Consider the following 18,905-nt stretch of genomic DNA (forward strand, 5'->3'; position numbering starts at 1 on the left):
TACTTATTGGAACACGGCTTCCGGATCGTCCAAGCTGTCGGACCCTTCAAACGCGATAGTTGCTACGCCCAGCGCATCAACTGCACGCTCGATGCTTTTGGTTTGGTCAACCAAGGCAGTAACCGCACCCATGATCAAAGCTTCGCCGTTGGCGTTGCCACGCTCCAACATCTGGTCATAGGCAAAGCCCGCTTCTGCGGCGGCTTTCATCTCGGCCATTTCCAGCATGGTTGTGTCCAGCTTGGCTACCAGCTCCGCATCGACGTCCGCATTGGCCGCAGCCACGAGGGAAGACAAGGAGGTGCCCGAAGTCACGGTGCCATCAACGCCGGTGTAGCTACCGACATAGACGTTGCGGATGCCCAATGCGTCGTAGAAGTGGCTGTTGTGTGTGTTGTCAGAGAAGCAATCGTGCTCTTCTTCCGGATCGTTCAACATCACGCCAAGCTTCATACGCTCGCCGGCCTGCTCGCCATAAGACATAGAGCCCATGCCAGTCAGGATCGCGGAGATGCCCGCATTTTCGTCTGCGATAAGTTGGGTACGAGCGTCGCCGCCGTCCTGCCATTGCGCCGTCATCCATTCCAGATCAGACACCAACAAATCGGTGGCCGCTTTCAGATAATCGCCGCGACGGTCGCAGTTACCGCCTGTGCATGCATCACCGGACGCGTAATCCGTCCACGAGCGATTGCCTGCACCGGTGCCATGACCGTTCAGGTCTTGGCCCCACAAAAGAAACTCAATAGCGTGATAGCCGGTTGCCACATTGGACTCGACCTCATCGGCCTCGTGCAATTCGCCTTCCAACAGCGCCGGCGTGATTTTCGCCGCGTCCACAGTTTTACCCGAAAGGGTGAAGGACGGGTTTGCGATGACATTGAGTACTGCGTACTCATTCTCATCCGTAGCGCCGCCATAAGCCGCGTCCACATAGTCGATCAAACCTTCATCCAGCGGCCAAGCATTCACTTTGCCTTCCCAGTCGTCAACGATCGCGTTGCCAAAACGGTAAGCTTCGGTTTGCTGGTAAGGCACGCGCGCGCTCAACCAAGCCGATTTTGCCGCTTGCAGGTTTTCCGCGGATGGATGTGCAACCAGCGTGTTCACTGCGGTTTGCAATGCTTTACCGGTGGTTAGGCTGTCGCCATAAGTGGCGGCGGCGATATTGGCATAATTGGTGAGAACGGCTGCCTTATCCGCAAAGGCGGGGGCCGCAATTAGCATGGTGGTGCCAAGTACGGCAGCAAGAGTAGTCTTCATGGGTTGCTGTCCTTTTGTTGCAACAAGTAGTTAGTGTAGTCGATGTACAGTCGCCGAAACGGCGTCTGTTCGGGGGTCATAGTGGGCGACCATCCGCTTGGTAGCGTTGCCGACCTGACCGGCCAGCAGCGCAACGTGTTCTGCTTGAGATGCGGACACCAACAATGTGGCAATCAATGCCGCATCGGCTAAATGCCCTTCGCAGGCTGTTGAGACGAGGTGCGTAAAAATGCACTCGTCGGACCCAACGCAGGAACATGTCACTTCATGGCGCACCAGTGGACGGTGCGCGTGTTTTGTGACAATCCCAACCAAATCCTCGAATGCGCAAATTTCATTCTGCGCTTCCGGCTGCGGCCAGACCCTAGCAAACGTAGTCCGAACTTGGCGCTGCCCGTCTGGCCCGTCACACCATAGGCGCAGGTTCAAAACAAGCTCTGCCTCCCAGGGCAGCATGGTGTTCAGCATAGCAAGAGAGGCCCCACCGCGTTTATGATGTTCAGGGGTCATTTTGTTAAGATCAGCTTGCCAGCACGGGTGATGCGCAGGAAGTAAGATTGGCCATCCAACATGACGCGTGCCTGCTGCCCATTGGCAATCAATGCGCGCGCATCATAGGTCGGCAGGTCATCCGCAGGGACGGAGTTAGGGGCTAGTTTGGGGGGAAGATTCATGGCGTTCATGGCATCCTCTCAAAGCGATCGAGCATGTCTTCCAACCGCGGGTCATTGGGGTAAATTCCATCAAGCGCATTCTGGAGTAGCTCTTTCCAGCAAGGCTTAGGCTCTGCGGCGTCTACATGACGCAATCGTGAAGTCGGGCGTGGCTCCATTGGTGCCTCCGGATGTCTATGTGGCTCCGGGCTTCCCATAGAAAACGGGGTGGCTAGGACTATGGCGTCATTGTTGACTATATTAGTTGGTTATATAAACTTGACAAAAAGAGTCAATTCTAAAAGCCATCAAACCAGCACTCTCGTCATTCTTGAGTAATTTACTCGGAATTATCTTGGTTTTAGGCTCTTGGCCTGCTCAATTGAGCCACCAAGCCGCAGCGCGACTGCTTGCCCGGCACAAAAGCACCCAGCGGGGATGCTTCGATTGGTCAACGTATTTCCACTACGCAAGCCTCACCTGCTCAATAGAGGCTTGCTTATGACTGATTCGAACCACAAGCACACGAACAGCAGCCGATTAACTATGAAGTAAGGCAGTTGAAGTTGAACGCAGGTGTCTACAAATCTAGGGAAACCTCAAGCAAAGCTGGTTTGCAGTTCCAAATAATTTTTTAGGATCAAGTGCCACCCATTTATCGAGGGCTGATTGGCCTCGGAGTAAGAAGCAAACTTGTCAATTTTTCCAACGAATATATTGCCGCTTAGATGTTTGACACTCCCAGTTTCGCTATCAAGCTGATCGCTCACGTAAAGGAGTTTCCCAGGGCCTTTACTAGCGATAGCTTCACTTAGCTCTTTCAGAACCGCATCGCTAATATGTTCGTTGTGCTTGTAAACGAAGGTTCTTTCACCAGAAGCCAGAAGGCCATTCAACTTCTCAACCAGATACTGCACTTTATCGTACTCTTTACGGTAAATCTCACTACGATCTTCCCCTTCATGGACAAATACTTTTTTCTCAGAGCGCATTGCCGTGTGAAAATAGAAGCCATACTTACTGTCCAAAACCATCCCATCTGTGTGTGGAGTCAGGTTTTTTTCTAGATACAGATCAGCAAAATCGTACGTAATTCCCTGTATCAAAGATGCCGGAGGGCTGACTGACCACCTCAGAAGACCGCCCTCTTCATTTTTCTCAAAACGCTGGATGAAGCCAAGCTCACAGTTGTCGCCTAGACTTTCGAAGTTTCTAGTAAAGTCTTCAATTTCCATTGAAAGCCCCTTTTGTCAGTTGAACAGGCTTTGAGCAGCTTCGTAGTCTTCGGGGAAATCCACCTCACGCCAAGCAGCTCCTGTGACATCAGCTACATCTACTTTCAGTCCATCCGTATCAATCAGTTTTTGTACGGCCAATTCGAAGAAGGCTTGAAATTCCTTAGCTTCAAAAAGCGCGTTTGATGCATGGAGCAAACGCGGCAACAATTCACGAGACACGCGAGCCACTCCTAAAAATTCACCATCAGCGTCTTCACTTGGCATAATTTTAGTGACGAGTTTCACCGCGCCTTTCACGATTTGCACTTTCATCTCTTCTTCTTCGCATGGATGGCGATCAACAGCGAAAACCAACTCAGAAGCTGGAGCGGTCTCAAGCAAACTAGTCATGACGCTTTGCTCAAACACTGTGTCGGCATGGAGAAAAATGAAGTCTTCATCGCGTAAAAACGGGGTGGCTAGCCAGAAAGAATATAAGACATTAGTCGTTTCGAAGTGCGGGTTGAATACGACTTCCAAGTTCCCTTGCCAAAGCTCTCGAATATGTGCTTCGAGAGCTGCGCGACGATACCCTAAAACAACGACCAAGTCGCGAATGCCCGCATTCCAAAGATTCCTAAGAGAATACCCAGCCAATGTTGTATCCGCCAAAGGCAGCATACTCTTGGGCATTCCATCAGTTATCGTACTGATCCGACTCCCCTTCCCAGCGGCCAGCAGTAAAGCTTTCATTGAGATATTCCTTTCATGTATACTGGCACGGTGCCATCAAACGAATTGCGGTAGATTAATCGTATGGTATCAGGCCCTGCGTAGCAGGGGTCCGTGTCTAGTGTGCCGCTTACCTGGCTAGGCATCACCTCGACCAAGTCATCAGTTATACCAAGGTTAGTCAAATTAACTTGCATATTAGTGGTGCGCATAAGGTCGATTACAGCCTTACAAAACAGCGCTGCGTTTACCGAAATGTCATCCCCTTTTGAAACTCCTACCCAACACGCACATTCGGCCAACTTATCATTTGCGCGGCCAAGTTCACAATCAAGCCACGCGGGATAAATCGCTGCAAGCCCGTCGGCGTGGGCAGTGTCTGTTGCGGCGCCTATTGGATATTGCAACCGATGCGGAAGGCAAGTGGTAGATAGTGCGAGATTGGCCCCCATGATCATGCTGGCATATGACATCTCGTGACGAGCCTTTTTGTGAGATGGATCCTCGGCAAGAACAGGCAGCCACTGAAACACACATTTAAGCGCCTTTTCCGACAAATCGCGCGTGAACTCATTTGCTTTGTTTGAAAGCCAAGTCTCCAATGCATGTGTGAGTACGTCAAAGCCAGTAGTCATAGTGATCCCTGCTGGCACCCCAAAAGTGAGCTCTGGATCGACAATCGCTATGTCTGCGGCAAGATTTGCACCACGCAGACCCAGCTTTTCACTTTTGACCTCGTCAGTAAGGATGGCACCGTAACTCAATTCAGCGCCAGTTCCGGACGTCGTTGGCATCAAAACCAGTTTGATATTTCGTAGCGGAAGTGGGTCTTTGCGCGCAAGTACCGCAGCTACGGTTTCGCGCAACTCAAGTGTCATTGAAGTTGCTTTAGCTTGATCTAGGGCACTTCCCCCGCCAATCCCTAACACCATCGAAACGCCAGATTCGCTATAAAGATTCGTACATTCATCGATATCTGACGTACGTGGGTTTGGCTTTACAGATGTGAATATTGATACGCGTGAAGATGCGCGCAATGACTCTATTAGCTCTGCCACCTGGGGGCGACCAAGAGAGCCCTTGGATGTCACAACTAAAACATGATCATCATCCGACAATCCAAGTATTTCGACCGCTTTGGAACGCATACCGTCACCAAAGTAGGCTTCTGTTGAGGTTCCGAATTTCTGGCTTTTCATGGGATTACAGGTTCTCGATGGTTTCAAAATGTTTGGATTGATGCTTCTGAATGAGCGACTTTCGCGCCTCAAACATCGGCTCCATACCCGCAGTGAGTTCCTTATATAAACCATACATGTCTTGATAGTATTCACGATCGGATTGTCGTGGCATGAAAATCTGCCTCGTGGCAATGATATCTCCACAGGCCTCTTTGTATGATGAGTAGCGACCTGTCGCGCATAGCACAATGATAGCAGCCCCTAAGCTGGTTGATTCCATCTCGTCCATATAGTGATAAGGAAGCCCCGTGATTGAGGCCTTGATTTCGTTGGCAATGGTTATTCTCGACAGACCGCCACTTGCTGTGACCATCTTCAAGGAGACCCCACTCTCCTCAAACACCTCTAAGAAGCTGCGGATCTCAAACCCAATGCTCTCAAATATCGAACGCATCATGTCCCCACGATTGTGGTGGCGTTCCAAGCCAAAAAACACACCGCGCGCGTCGGCATTCCAACTTGGGGCGCGGGCCCCGAGTAGATTAGGGAGGAAAAGCAGGCCAGCATTGCTCTTGCTCTCAGCACCCTCAAAGGAGCTATCGGACTGCATTTGTTCATAGGGGTTCTGGTCGCCATGGTAGAAACAGCTTTTCGCCCATTCAATGAGCCCGCCACCTAAATTATTTGATCCTCCAATCAAATAGCCGTTGCTTGGAGGAAAGTATTGGCAATTCACCCTTGATTTCGGGTCGACAAACTTCTTATCGGAATACATCCGGACTGATGTCACGGTTCCAGAAACATCACAAATCTGGCCCGGCTCACTAGCTCCCGTACCGAAAACAGAGCATATTGCGTCATAGGTTGACACAACCACCTCGGGGCGCCCTTCAATTTTTAATTCACTACAAACCTTTTCTGACATTGGCCCAAGGTTCGTACCAATTTCAATACATTCCGGCAGCAAATCAGCGCTAATCCCCAAGTTGTCCAGCAAAGTGCTCGGGTAACTACCTTCGTCGTTGTCGTAAAAGAACTTCTCAGCATTCAAGATATCAGTCTTAAACTGCCCCCCAGTCAAAATCATAATCAGGTAGTCATTGGGGGCTAAATACTTATGAACCTTCGCGTGCTCCTCTGGTTCGTTCTTTGCCAACCAGAGAATACGTGCCAACTGACTATAGCCACTTGCTGAATAGCCATATTTTTTAGCAAGCCGTTGCATTTCGGGTAATTCGGCCAATTGCTTAGCTTGCTCTTGAGCGCGGCGATCAGAGACCATTATTACTTTGGTGACAGGGTTCAGATCTACATCCACCCCAACCAGGCAACTTGCCGAGCATGATACGGTCACATTTCGGAGCGCAGACTTGTGATCGGACGATGCGGAAACTTCGTGGACAACGTCATAAAGCTTGTCACGCCATTCCAAAGCGTCTTGCTCAACCTTCTCGCCAACCAACCTCGAATTTACGCGGCGCGCTGATGTCAGAATTCGCCTTCCAGATTCGTCGAAAACAATGGCACGAATGCTCTTAAGACCTAGATTGATGACTAATTGCATGAGATTTCCTTTGTCTTTTGACGCATGCCAGAAAACAGCTCAATGTAGTTCACGGCAGCTTCACCCAATTGAGAGACCAACGTGTCATGTAAGACAGCGGGATCTTTCAGAATGGCGGCCTCGGAAATGCCCGTCGCTAGGACGGAAGCATATATTTTTTTGAAGTCTGTTGAAATATTCACTTTGGTCGCGCCTGCGTGAATGGCACGCAAGAACTCTTCATCGGTTAAGCCCGAACCACCATGTAACACCAAAGGTAATTTAGTGAACTGGTGCGCGCCCTCGAAGATGCTCCAATTCAAATCGGTCTTATGGGCATAATCTCCGTGCACATTGCCAAAGCCAACAGCAAGGCAATCAATACCGGTTGCCGATATCATTTCGATATCATCTGCCTTGGCATAGTTCACAGTTGCACTACGACCATCTTCCTCCCCACCTATGGCACCGACTTCGGCCTCGACGGCTACTCCATGGTCATGGGCTAACTTGACGACTTCTTTAGCTAGCTTGCAATTTTCGCCAATCGGCAAATGAGACCCATCAAACATGATCATGTCCCATCCAGCCTTGATACAGGCTTCGATAATGGATGGATCATCGCAGTGATCAAGGTGGAGGAAGCATTGCCCGCCAGTTCTTTTGACCGAGGCATCAAACAACGACTTAAGATACAGAGCGCCGTATCTCTTAACGAGTTTGGCTGAAGTTTGTATGATTGCCGGCTGTTTTGTGGCATTTGACGCCTGACCAACCGCGATCATTGCCTCTAAGGTTGCCGCATTGAACGCCGCGAGCGCCCGACTTTCGGCTTTCGCATCAATCATAGCGTTAAGAATGTCCAACTCAGGCCCTCTCAGCAGAATAAAAGTTAGCACCACTTTATCGGAATGCCGCGTATAGCTTGATCTCTAAGGGGCGTCACTGAGCTTACTAGTGGATATCCGAGATGTTGGCAATCGGATGCCCGCACGCTAACATTGCGCATTCTGAGCTAGCAATATACTTAGCAGCCTAGTAATCGTTAATCGAGGATCTTGCCGTTGAAACTCTTTTCCAAACGGAGCGGAGCTCATGCTCCTTCAGTCAAATTAGCGATTTCTGACGAATTTGATGCTTCCTTCTATATTGATAGATATCCGGATGTAGCCGAATCTAAGGTAGTTCCGCTGGACCACTACCTCTCTCATGGCTGGACTGAGGGTCGAGATCCACGGGAAGGGTTTAGCAACGATTTCTACCTAGATATGTACATGGGAACCAACCCAGATAACAAATCACCGTTGGAACACTATGTCGAGTTCGGCAAGTCACATGACCTGAAAACGGCGCCTAGCTTCGACAAAGAGGCGCCAAGGCCCGATTTGGAGATAAAAAGCATCGGTGCTTTGCTCAAAGAGCTTGGCCTTGATACTATCGGTTTCGAAGACCAACTATTTTCCAAGCTGTTACCACGAATGTTCTCTGCCCAATACTACCGCGGCCATAAAGAACTAGACGATACTGTCTCGGACAATGAATGCTTTCTTAGGTACGTGTGTTTTGACCTGTCGGATGGCATGTCGCCAGGACCCATGTTTGATGAAATCCACTATCTAAACCAACTCCGCGAGAAAGCACTTAGCCTTCCTACTAAGGAAGGTGGTGCCTTTCGTCACTGGCTGGAAGTTGGGATCAAAAGCCGCATATCCCCGACCCCGATCTTCGACGAAAAGCAGTACCTAGCTTCCAATTTGGATTTAAAGTTGTTTCCCGGTTGGCTGTTCGAACATTTTATTTGTCACGGCCTTACGGAGAAACGTCAGTTTCTAGACAACTTTACATTTGCAAGCCAATCTCTTCCTATGAATGAGACGAAGCCCACCAGCTCTGTAGATGAAGCATTTCGTGGCCTAGTGGGGCGCGATGGCGCCGCTGAAGAGTTGCAGCGCATGCAGTCATTCAGGACTTCCAACTTATTTCATGAGCTGTGCGCAGGGGCGGCTGAACTGGACCCGGCAGTCGGATATCTAGGTGAGCGCACACCATCATTTGTGGCATATTGGCATGATGCCGACTATCTTAATTATCGTACGATCTCTCGCAAGTTTCCTAAAGATAAATACAGCACAATCATCCTCATGCCGTTTTGCAAGATGGGTGGCGCGGACCTCGTGGGAAGCATTGTAGCGCGTCTAGCGGATGATGCTGAAAACATACTCATTATCAGAACCGATCAGAGCGATTGGAGCCAGCCGAATTGGTTCCCAGAAAATGTTGATACCGTTGACCTGTCTAGTGATCTCGCTTCAGTACCCGAGCATGTCAGGTTGCGGGTCCTCTATGAGCAAATCAGGCGCCTCGACGCGAAGTCGGTATACAACGTCAACAGTCGGGCAGGGTTCGAACTGTTTAAAGAATTTGGCCAACGCTTGGCATTAGTTACCGACCTTTACGCTTACTTCTTTTGTGCGGATATAAGCACGGATGGCCTAGAAACAGGCTATCCGGTGAAGTTCTTTGCCGAGACGTTCTCATGGCTGAATGCAGCTTTGGTCGACACCCAATATCTTGCTAATATCTTATCAGATCGCTTCGCCCTGCCGGATCACTTGAAGAAAAAAATTGTAGTGATGCATACGCCTGCGCAATGCTCCGTTACCTCAAAGCCTGTGGCAGAGCTACAAGTTGAGTCACACACGACGCGGGAAAGGCCAAAGCTTATATGGGCGGGTCGATTTGACCGTCAGAAACGATTTGACCTGTTTTGTGAAATTGCACTCGCAATGCCAGAAATTGACTTTGAATGTTTCGGAAAGGCGGTCTTAGACGCTCCACCCGATCTTTCAGCTTTGCCTGACAACATCAATATGAATGGTCCGTTTGTGTCTTATGACGACCTTCGCCTCTCTCAATCAGATGGTTGGCTCTATACTTCCGCCTGGGACGGGTTGCCCACAATTCTGATAGAACTCGGTGCGCTTGGGGTCCCCATCGTAGCAAGTGGCGTAGGTGGAGTGCCTGAGCTTATTGACGAGAAAACAGGGTGGCTTGTCAAAGGTGATGCCGACGTCGCTGGCTATGTTAATGCAATTAATGATATGCTTTCTTCGGAAATTGACAGGGTGGATCGCGCTTCGGCATTGCAAGCACGAGTCGCACAGCGGCACTCGGACCGAGCTTTCAAAGCTGCCATACACGATCTCCAGGAGAAATTTTAATCATGTCTTGCATTAAAAATCCGGATGTTTCGATCATCATCACCTGTCATCGTGAGGGCATTATCACTGCCGTTACGGGAAAAAGTGCTCTGGCTACTGCAGCATATGCAGCGGAAACCTCTGGCATCACATGCGAGTTCATAGCGATATTCGACCGCACGGACGCTATTACAAAGAATAGTTTGGTTAGTATTCTGCCTGAAAACTCGATTATCTCCGATGTGGATTTAGGTGATCCCGCTTTGGCTAGAAATCACGGAATTGAACTTGCCAGCGGGACTTGTGCGGCCTTTCTTGATGGTGACGACCTGTGGTCTGAGAATTGGATCGCCAACGCTTGGCACTATTCAAAGAAACATCCAAACGCAGTTTTGCAATCCGATTGCAATGTTGTGTTTGGAGAAACCTCCAACATTTGGTGGCACGTAGATTCAGAGAACGCACTGTTCGACCCGAACTATCTGCCCTGGACTAATTATTGGGACGCGATGTCATTTGCCCCCACAGAAATTTACCGTAAATATCCATTCAAGAAGAACGATCTAATACTAAAATTTGGACATGAAGATTGGCACTGGTCCTGCCTGACCTACGAGAATGGAATCCCACATAAGCCGGTTCCCGAAACAATTCACTTTAAACGGCGAAGGGTAGGGTCTCAAATGTCACTGGTAAGCAACTCTAAGTCGGTAATGTGGCCGCTCAACGCTGGCCCATTAGCAATTTGAACGAACTAGTAGCTGCAATCAGCAGTAACTCAGACAAAACCTATGAACTATTGACGGACTCAAAATGGACAACAAGGCGGCTATCAGAAGCAAGTATATTCGGGCAGGTTTTGAACTTTCCGATGAAAACCAAGACAGTTCAGAATGGCTCATGGCAGCGATTATTTCATATGCTTGTGATGCAGTAGAGCCGCAGCGCACTTGGAAGTTACTACGCCACTTAAAGTCGATCAGTAGCCCAGAACACTTTCGTGAGTTCAAGGACAACCTAACGATCCTGATCTACCCAATGGTCATCACGGAGCACGGCTACAAAAAAAGCCTGGGCAGCCGAGATCAAGCCGATGCGTGGAGGCAAATTCAGCATGTTTCAAAGACATTGTCAGACCTAGGCTATGAAAGCTTTATCAACTCTGGCACGCTATTGGGAGCCATACGAGAGGGCAAACTTCTTGCGCATGATGATGATGCAGACTTAGGTGTTATGATCCCCGGCAACACATTGAACGAAGTAGTTGAACGCACAATAGAACTCATGTTGAGTCTTGCAGACTTGGGTATGCTGAGCTCATGGCATGTCGAAAACGGATGCAAGCACATAAGCTTGCGAACCGAACTACAGATGGACTTGTTCCCATGCTGGGAACAAGATGGGGAGATTTTCGCCTATCCCCACGGGAAAATTGAAAAGGGCAGTATTTTCCCATTGAAGTATATTGAAATGGAGGGGCAGAGGATTTCAATTCCGGCATCCGCCGTTGAATTTCTTAGCCTTTGCTATGGCGAAGACTGGCGTGTGCCTGATGATACCTATACCTATCCGTGGGGTAGGTCCGTATCCCATTTTGTCGAATACAATGAAAAATTTGATCGCCTGATCACACAACACATGTCTGAAATTATTACGCGAGCAAAACAGAAATGAGAACAGCAAGTCGAGCGACTGGAAGGTCGAGTGTAAGATGCTAATTTTTGGCGGTACAGGCTTTATCGGGCGACACCTGTGCCACAGGCTCTTCAAGGGCGAACAGGAAGCAACTGTTATTTCGCGGTCACCCGACTTGAACTTCGCATCATCACTCGCACCGTTTATTGATGCTATGTCTCTAGCTGACTTTGAGGAAAGCCAGGATAAGATACTTCGGCAAACTAAAACGATAATTTACGCTGCATCCTGTTCTGTTCCACACACCTTCGTTGATCGCCCTTGGCTCGAATATGAGTTGAATGTATTGCCCGCGATGAAACTCTTCTCAAAAGCCTCTGCACTCAATCCGAATGTCAGGATCGTTTTCATCTCGTCCGGTGGAACGGTGTATGGGGCTAACCATACCCAACCCATTTCAGAACAAGCAGCAATTGAACCTATTTCCCCTTATGGTTTGGGGAAGTCAACGATCGAGCAGGGCCTCGAGTTCATGGGCCGTACAAAAAATCTAGACTATCGCATACTACGTGTGTCCAATCCCTTCGGGCGTTGGCAAAGCAACCCGACACAGGGGATTATCCCTATCGCTATAAATGCAGCCCTACAAAACAAGCCGATACACATTTTTGATGGCGGCCGCCAAGTTAGAGACTTCGTTGATGCCGATGATCTTGCTGAGGGTATTTTGAAGGCCGCAGAGGAACCTAATGCAGTGAAAACGATCATGAACATTGGGTCGGGACGTGGCATGGCAATACATGAAGTACTCTCCCTCGTTGAAAGTGCTTTAGGTATACGTCTAAAGAAAAATCATTTTGACGGGCGCAGCTCAGATGTACTTTATTCCGTACTTGATTGCGCAAAGGCTAAAGCAGTTTTAAACTGGGAAGCAGCGACCTTACTCTCAGGAAGCATCGAGAAGTTTGTGAAACACCGTGTCGGTTGAATCAGCCTGTCAAAAATTTGGGACAGGTCCTAGTCTGTTCCCCGAAACTTCCCCCACTTTGAAGTATAGTTTGCTCAACCTTTTGAATGAGCGTAAGCGTTGCATCTGACCCCTTATTTGAGGCCTTCCCGCCTGTCCAAACAGAGCCTATATTGGCGGTAGCCAATATGGGGATGTAAGATTTTGGCGTTTCCGGCCCAAACCAGCCATTGAACTGCTGGTTGACATTCTGCGGTGCTGCCCGAAATAGGAGACGTTCGCTACGACCGCGAGGTTCCAATTTTCTGGGGTTCATAGACTGCAAACAGAACTGCAATTTACCTATGATCCGTCCTCCGCAGCAGCATTCCAAAGAAGCCCCATTTGGGCGTCATACCATTCACTGATTTCGATTTGGTCTAGTTCAGTTTCGGCTTCGGATTCTCCGCTGATTGCCTGGAGAACGAGCCTCAGCTTCTCGGATACGGGATGATTGATACTGGCTAAACGTGCATCAAGCGTAGGGCCCACTGTTTCGATTATTGTTAAAGCACTTTCCAATTTTTGCTGCTCCAGTTCAGGCCTGCCGGGTAAGCCAAGTTCGAACACCGACATCCCAGCAAGATCGCGAAAGGCAATTATTAGACCCTCAAGCTCATCAGGAACCTCTATTATGGGCATGGCCAGACGATTCACGATCTCCGAATCTGGGCGAGCTAGAAAATCGACACGGCCCGTTCTTTGAAGTAACTCCCCAACTATTGAACTTGGTTTCAGCCGGCTCAACTGCAATGCGAAGTCGATTGCGGCTTTCCCTTGAATTGTCGGAATAAGCGCAACATCTACTGCATCCTCTAAATCAGAAGAAATTCGCGTGCCAATCTGGCGTGATTCTCCAACCCACTTTCTAAGTGCACCCAATGATGTCAAAGGGAATGTTGCATAGAAGCGTGATTGCCATATATTTCCGTCGGTTAGTCTCGGACCGATTACTTTTGCTTCTAGAAGCTCCTTTTGCACAGCGGTTTCAATTTCGCGGCGGCTTGTTTCAAGCCGCTTGGTGAACGCATTACGGGAGCCATTTGCGATGAGCGCGAACGCCTTTTTGGGTTTCTTATTTGCCTTTGGCCATCTCGCTTGCGGGCTTTTTCCAGAGGCCACAGCTTCTAGTGCGATAATCTCAATGTCATTCAACAATCCTCGCATGTCTCCAAGGGTACTAGGGATCGAGTCTCGGACCAGATTCCAAGGCTCTTTTTCAGCTTTACCAACGTTATCAATCAGGTCACGCACCTGTGCAGCAACACGTGGGGCGTCTTCGGGAAACTTCGTGATGGCTGCGGCCAAAGGCGCGTTAAGTTTGAAAATAACGTCCTGAAATGGCGTCAGATATTGGCCACCTTGGCGTGCATCTACGACATCGCCATCGCTTGTTTCAAAGGGTGGGATCAGACTGTCACAGTCCGCAACGACAGTGTTCAATTCATTTAATGCGTCTTCATTCACCCGCCCAACCAGCATGCTGTCGAGTAACCGCCTGAAGGCTGCTTGGCCACGAACCATCAAGGCCTCCCCACGAGACAAATAAGCTGACCAGCTTTCTCCACCAACTTCGCGTGCAACAGCATCCATAACATGACGATTGGCGCTTGAATGTGCGTCGGGAGGGGCATTCTCTCGTGGAATTCGCTTTTCGGCATCCATATGGAGCGATTTTGCACCTTCCGCGTTGACCAACCGAACATGTGCAACGCTTGCAGATGGAACTAAACGCAGGATGGCCTTCGCATGATTAAACAATCGGTCGTTCGGATTCTCATCTGCTTTTAGTGCGGCTTCGAAAATGTCCGCTTGTACGACAAGAAGATCATCCTGAATTTTGAATGTTGCTGGTAGGGCAAACGCCGTCTCTTCTGTAAGGCGGTCCACCAGTTGCCGATTGCTGCTTGATTTCGTTGACCAAGCCTCTGAAATAGAGGGATTGATTGCCTCAGCAGCATCAAGAACCCGCACGACGTCAGTTATTGTGAAGTCTGCAAGGTTCGGGCGCGCGGCCATCAATTGTTCTAACTGACCGCTTTCTAATTCAGCAATAGATAACGCTTCCAGCGCGTCCACGATCTCGTTTGCTATGCCATCACTATCCGAGGTTAGCACATTTATAATGGCGCTAACGAGCTGGGGTTGCGTTGGGCGCGTGGCGACATTGGAAAATAGCTCACGACCTGCCTCAGAAAGCCTTTCTAGTTGAAAAACACCTGCATCCGCCGAAGGTGCAGCACCAAACATCGCTGCCAACGTCGCAAGCTTCGGTGGTATGTCCTTCTGACCTAATGTTGCGGTCCAATCCCTTGCTATACGTGCGAGGGCACCACGTCGAATACCCCTGATAGCGCTTGCCATTTCGCTCAAAGAATGTCCGAAGCCTTCTCTGTTCAAAAGTGTTTCAACCACAGTGTTTTCATCAATTACACCAGATGCAACAAGACCACCGATGCTCGATTCAAGCGTTTCCGGCGTGACGCTGCTTAACGCCGAGATCGCTTGTTCCTCGTGTGCAGATAAGCCAATTTCTGCCAAAGCATCGCAAATGGCCGATGCGCGAAGTGCATGGAGACCAGTCAGTCGCGTGCCACTTTGATCAACGCGGATCAAATGTTCTTCAACAAGCCTTTCTAACGCGCGCGCCATATCGGCAGCCGACAAATCGAGGTGCGCCTGAAGAGCGCGGATCAGAACTGCCCCACCATGCTTTGCAGCAGGAGCGCTTGCCGAAAGTACGGCAAGCTCAGTATCTCGTTGTTCCGTTAGCCGTCGCCGGACTTGGTCAAGTACGACAGCATCTAGGCGATCGCCCTGCGTGAGAATGTGACCATACTCCAAAAGCAGCCCTTTTGATCTTGCCCAAGGTTCTTCCCAGCCCTCCCAAGCTGTTAAGTTCTGATCTCGAAGTTTTGTCCAAAGCAACTTTGCAAGAGATGCATCTGCTGCGCCCGAAATTTCAGAAATCGAATGACGCGCTTGAAGCAACGGCGCGTCTTCGGTGCGCAATGACCCCAAAACCACGATATCTGGATTCGATGAGGTTCTCAGGCGAGTTGTTTCCCAAACATCGAGACGCCCGCGACCAATGTCATCTACGACCAGACCAATCGGCGTTCCTGAGTATGCAGCAAAGAAAGCGGTCATCGCTTCTTCGTCCGGAACACCAGTTCCAGCGATACGAAACCACCTCCGATCCAGCTGAGAAGCGATGACCGCATTCCACATGAGGCCGGATTTACCGGAACCAGACGGACCAGTTACCACAACTGCACGTGATCGTTCAAAGCCTTGAAGGACCTGTGCAACAGCTTCGGGCCGGTCCAAGGCAAGGCCAGATGCGAAGTGACCCGGCTCAACGTCAACACCTAGATAAAAACCGCTGTCCTCAAGAGGTGTTGCCAGATCAACCGGGGACAAAAAACCGGAACGCAAAACTTGTTCGAGCCTTTCAACATCTACAGCTTCCAGTACACGTGCAGAAATCCTTTCGACATCCGAAGTCGTAAGCTGGTGGCGATCTTCCAAAGCCAGCGGTCCGTTGTTATTCGCGAGAACACCAATCTCACGAGCCAAAGCTAGCGTGACAAGTTCTGCCGCGAGGGGAAGCAGGTTTCTGCGCTCGACCAGCACTTGAATTGCTTCTTGCAAAGGATCAGCTTCAAGAACAAGAAATGATCTACTCGCGGATGGAATCGATTGGTTTTGGAAAAGAGGTGTTGCTGATGCCTTAGATGATACCGAACCAGTACGACTACGCTCAGTGACAAGCCAATATTCATTTACCACCGCTCCCGGCTTTAGTGGCCTATCCCAAAGCCCTCGAAGTGCTTTTTTATCTTCGGACACAGTGCGCGCCCGCGCCTTGGCGCGCGTGGATTTAGTATCTACCAAGATGATTTCTTTGTCAGTCTGGCGGAGTTCAAAATCGTCTGAACCTTCGGGAACAATTGCACCGAATTCAGCATCACCAACGAGCATGCGTACGCAGTATAATGCACCGATCAAATCTTGATATCTGAAGCCTCTCCCTGCGTTTGAACCAGCTGAAGGACGATCGGATTTGCTAGGCATAAGTCGAGCACCTGATATTAGTTACTGTAATCACAGGGCACCTTAACCCCTACCACTGCGCGGGCCAATCTTTCGATCTAAGGCGAAAACTCTTGAGCCTATTCTCTGCCGCTTCTAAGTACTGCAACCCAAGGTCAGCTTTTGGCCATTTGTTCCGATCACTTCGCGGTCGCAGAGAAGGGTCGCTTTCCGCCCTCATTTACGGAATCGACAGAACACGCCTTTTGCCCGCCCGGCGGAGGCCGGGCGGGATAATTGATCCTCCTGATGATCTAAGTTACTCGATACCGAACTGACCGTTCGGACAGAACCATGGCAGCAACTTGTGGTACTTTGAGCGCGGATGCCCCTTGGCCATCTGCTCGAACACCCAAGTCAGATAGGCGTACGGTTCAACGCCATTCAATCGGCATGTTCCGATAAGACTGGCCATCACCGCCCAGTTTCGTCCACCAATTTCAGACCCAGCAAAGAGTGCGTTCTTTCGCAGAAGCGCGATTGGCCGGATAGTGTTCTCAACAGCGTTGTTGTCCATCTCGACACGACCATCTGACAGAAACACACCCAATCCATCCCATAGCTTCAGGGTATATTTGATGGCGTCTCCCAAAGTTGATTTCATCGAAATCTGTTCAGAAAATTGCAGGAGCAGTTGATGTAATCTAGCTACCAGAAGCGCACTTTCAGCCTGCCTGACCGCTCGCCGAACATCCGCAGGCTGCCCTTTCAAGTCATGTTCGATGGCGTAGATGTCATTAATCAAGGTGAACACTTGGTACGCTTTGTCCGACTTGGTCGCTTTGTGAACATCAAGAAACTTTCGCCGCGCGTGTGCCCAGCAATATGCCAATTCGACCGGGCCACCAACGCGGCTTTCGCGGGTGAGGCGATTGTACCCGGCATACCCATCGACCTGCAGCGTGCCATTGAATCCGTCTAGGATATCTTCAGCATGTTCGCCCTTGCGTGATTGTTTGAAGTGAAAGGCGACACTGGGGTGCGCATTCCCTTTCCAGCGGCGGTCATCACGACACAAAGCCCAAACAAAACAGGTCTTGGTCTTACCTGTCCCAGGCATAAGTTGCGCCAGCGTCGTCTCGTCCATCAGCAATTTGGAGCTAGATTTCAGATCGTTGTTCAATGCGTCGTAGAGAGGGAGCAACGCATCGACAGCCTGATCCATGAGGCGTCCCATGGTAGATCGATGGAGTTTAACACCGGATCGCATGAATATTTGCTCTTGCCGGTAATTGGGGATGTAGTCAGCGAACTTGCTAACGGCGAGCCCCGTAATAAGACGATCATCAAAACGCGTCTGATCAAATGCACGTTTAGGAACCGGAGCCTGAACAAAACGGTCGCAGTTTTGGCAGACATACTTGGGGTAGCGTTCTTCGATGACGCGCACCTCAGCCGGTTTGTATGTGAGCCTCTCAATGGTTTGCTCGCCGATAAGGCGCATGCCGCATCCGCACTCGCAAACGGAGCCGTTGGGCGGTGTGATGACATGTGTTTCTCGTGGGAGATGCGGGGGGATTTCAACAGTCTGACGGCCAAGCATGCCTCGCGGTTTTGGCTTATTCGCTGGGGGTTGTGCTTCCGCGCCTCCTGAATTTGGCATGGGCTCATCCGGCGGCACTTCAACCGATGCAGCCCCATCGCCATCTGTCTTTTTCCCGTTGGAGACCTTCTCGCTGGATTGCCCAAACTGCATGTCTTGGCTTTTGTTCAGCTGGGCTCTGAGACGTCTATTGTCGGCTGTCGTGACCTGTAGTTTTGCCTTCGTTGTCGATATGAAAGCGTCCTTCTCAACCATCTGATTGTCATGGTCGAGGTCACGTTGAAGATCAGCTTCAGCAATCAGCAGCGCCAAGTTCAAGACATATCGATCTGAGTGCCTAGCGAGCTTTGCGCTGGCTGACTGTATTTCTTGCATTATTAGTTTCATCCCATTGTTCGCTGTGAGCACAGCACTTCAGGTGGTGAGCCGGGCAGAGTGGACCACCATCTTGACTTTTTCGTCTGTAGGGGGGATGAATAGGTGATCGTCACTAAGCGATTTTTTGAGCTCGGTCGGAGTGCAATCCGCCGGGCTCAACCTTTTTCAGTCCCTATGATGAGTTAATGCTTCATGAGGGGCCTCCAAGAATTATCTGCTTGGTTTGAGGATTTGCACGAACGGTGAAATTCTCAAGGTAACGCTCCCAAGCCCCTTCGGGTACTTTAGGATTGCGACGTCCCGCCGACAGGAAAATGTGATCCAGTTGGCCTGATCGAATAAGTTGTCTGATACTTGCGACAGGCACACCAACACGGTTTGCCAACTGTTGTGGGGTTTCTAAGTGGGTTTGTGTTGGATTCTGTTCCATTTTGCGCAATAATCTCGTAAAGTGACGTA

General features: G+C 49.9%; 15 protein-coding genes. 4 read left to right on the forward strand and 11 right to left on the reverse strand.

Translation table 11 applies throughout. From position 1 onward, the window contains the following. Positions 1 to 3: 3 nt before the first annotated feature. From AC3Y7R_RS10455 to AC3Y7R_RS10490, 8 genes are all read right to left on the reverse strand, one after another. Positions 4 to 1,263, reverse strand: coding sequence for an imelysin family protein (locus tag AC3Y7R_RS10455; RefSeq protein ID WP_490041976.1), 1,260 nt, complete (start codon positions 1,261 to 1,263; stop codon positions 4 to 6). Between the two features lie 30 nt (positions 1,264 to 1,293). Continuing rightward, positions 1,294 to 1,773: a hypothetical protein gene (locus AC3Y7R_RS10460; protein WP_490041977.1), complete on the reverse strand. Its 480-nt coding sequence runs from the start codon at positions 1,771 to 1,773 to the stop codon at positions 1,294 to 1,296. Then, positions 1,770 to 1,946 carry a hemin uptake protein HemP gene (gene hemP / locus AC3Y7R_RS10465; RefSeq protein WP_490041978.1) on the reverse strand — a complete coding sequence of 59 codons (177 nt, stop codon included), beginning with the start codon at positions 1,944 to 1,946 and terminating at the stop codon, positions 1,770 to 1,772. Before hemP ends, AC3Y7R_RS10460 begins: the two co-directional genes overlap by 4 nt. Before the next feature lie 569 nt (positions 1,947 to 2,515). After that, the gene (locus AC3Y7R_RS10470) at positions 2,516 to 3,151 is read right to left on the reverse strand and encodes a hypothetical protein (protein WP_490041979.1); all 636 of its coding nucleotides are present in this window, start codon (positions 3,149 to 3,151) and stop codon (positions 2,516 to 2,518) included. A gap of 15 nt (positions 3,152 to 3,166) precedes the next feature. Next, entirely contained in the window at positions 3,167 to 3,886 is a 720-nt protein-coding gene (locus AC3Y7R_RS10475; RefSeq protein ID WP_490041980.1) for a phosphocholine cytidylyltransferase family protein, read from the reverse strand. Continuing rightward, positions 3,883 to 5,064: an iron-containing alcohol dehydrogenase family protein gene (locus tag AC3Y7R_RS10480; protein ID WP_490041981.1), complete on the reverse strand. Its 1,182-nt coding sequence runs from the start codon at positions 5,062 to 5,064 to the stop codon at positions 3,883 to 3,885. The genes AC3Y7R_RS10475 and AC3Y7R_RS10480 overlap by 4 nt, the downstream gene beginning before the upstream one ends. 4 nt (positions 5,065 to 5,068) lie before the next feature. After that, the gene (locus tag AC3Y7R_RS10485; RefSeq protein WP_490041982.1) at positions 5,069 to 6,610 is read right to left on the reverse strand and encodes a xylulokinase; all 1,542 of its coding nucleotides are present in this window, start codon (positions 6,608 to 6,610) and stop codon (positions 5,069 to 5,071) included. Then, entirely contained in the window at positions 6,601 to 7,437 is an 837-nt protein-coding gene (locus AC3Y7R_RS10490; protein ID WP_490041983.1) for a class II fructose-bisphosphate aldolase, read from the reverse strand. Before AC3Y7R_RS10490 ends, AC3Y7R_RS10485 begins: the two co-directional genes overlap by 10 nt. A gap of 216 nt (positions 7,438 to 7,653) precedes the next feature. Here AC3Y7R_RS10490 and AC3Y7R_RS10495 point away from each other — a divergent pair, with 216 nt between their 5' ends. The 4 genes from AC3Y7R_RS10495 (at position 7,654) to AC3Y7R_RS10510 (ending at position 12,412) form a co-directional block, all read left to right on the forward strand. After that, positions 7,654 to 9,810 carry a glycosyltransferase family 4 protein gene (locus tag AC3Y7R_RS10495; protein ID WP_490041984.1) on the forward strand — a complete coding sequence of 719 codons (2,157 nt, stop codon included), beginning with the start codon at positions 7,654 to 7,656 and terminating at the stop codon, positions 9,808 to 9,810. A gap of 2 nt (positions 9,811 to 9,812) precedes the next feature. Beyond that, positions 9,813 to 10,538 carry a glycosyltransferase family 2 protein gene (locus AC3Y7R_RS10500; RefSeq protein ID WP_490041985.1) on the forward strand — a complete coding sequence of 242 codons (726 nt, stop codon included), beginning with the start codon at positions 9,813 to 9,815 and terminating at the stop codon, positions 10,536 to 10,538. 64 nt (positions 10,539 to 10,602) lie between these two features. After that, positions 10,603 to 11,463, forward strand: coding sequence for a LicD family protein (locus AC3Y7R_RS10505; protein ID WP_490041986.1), 861 nt, complete (start codon positions 10,603 to 10,605; stop codon positions 11,461 to 11,463). Positions 11,464 to 11,500: 37 nt separating this feature from the next. Then, positions 11,501 to 12,412 carry an NAD-dependent epimerase/dehydratase family protein gene (locus AC3Y7R_RS10510; protein ID WP_490041987.1) on the forward strand — a complete coding sequence of 304 codons (912 nt, stop codon included), beginning with the start codon at positions 11,501 to 11,503 and terminating at the stop codon, positions 12,410 to 12,412. 321 nt (positions 12,413 to 12,733) lie between these two features. On the opposite strand, the gene AC3Y7R_RS10515 is transcribed toward AC3Y7R_RS10510, so the two are convergent. From AC3Y7R_RS10515 to AC3Y7R_RS10525, 3 genes are all read right to left on the reverse strand, one after another. Further along, complete coding sequence (locus tag AC3Y7R_RS10515; protein ID WP_490041988.1) at positions 12,734 to 16,507, reverse strand: dsDNA nuclease domain-containing protein; 3,774 nt, start codon at positions 16,505 to 16,507, stop codon at positions 12,734 to 12,736. 277 nt (positions 16,508 to 16,784) lie between these two features. Beyond that, on the reverse strand, positions 16,785 to 18,380 hold the full coding sequence (gene tnpC, locus AC3Y7R_RS10520; RefSeq protein WP_490041989.1) for an IS66 family transposase: 1,596 nt from the start codon (positions 18,378 to 18,380) through the stop codon (positions 16,785 to 16,787). Between the two features lie 256 nt (positions 18,381 to 18,636). After that, a complete protein-coding gene (locus AC3Y7R_RS10525; protein WP_490041990.1) occupies positions 18,637 to 18,876 on the reverse strand; it encodes a hypothetical protein in 240 nt (79 codons plus the stop codon). Positions 18,877 to 18,905 lie beyond the last annotated feature (29 nt).

This window comes from Litoreibacter sp. (assembly GCF_058136045.1).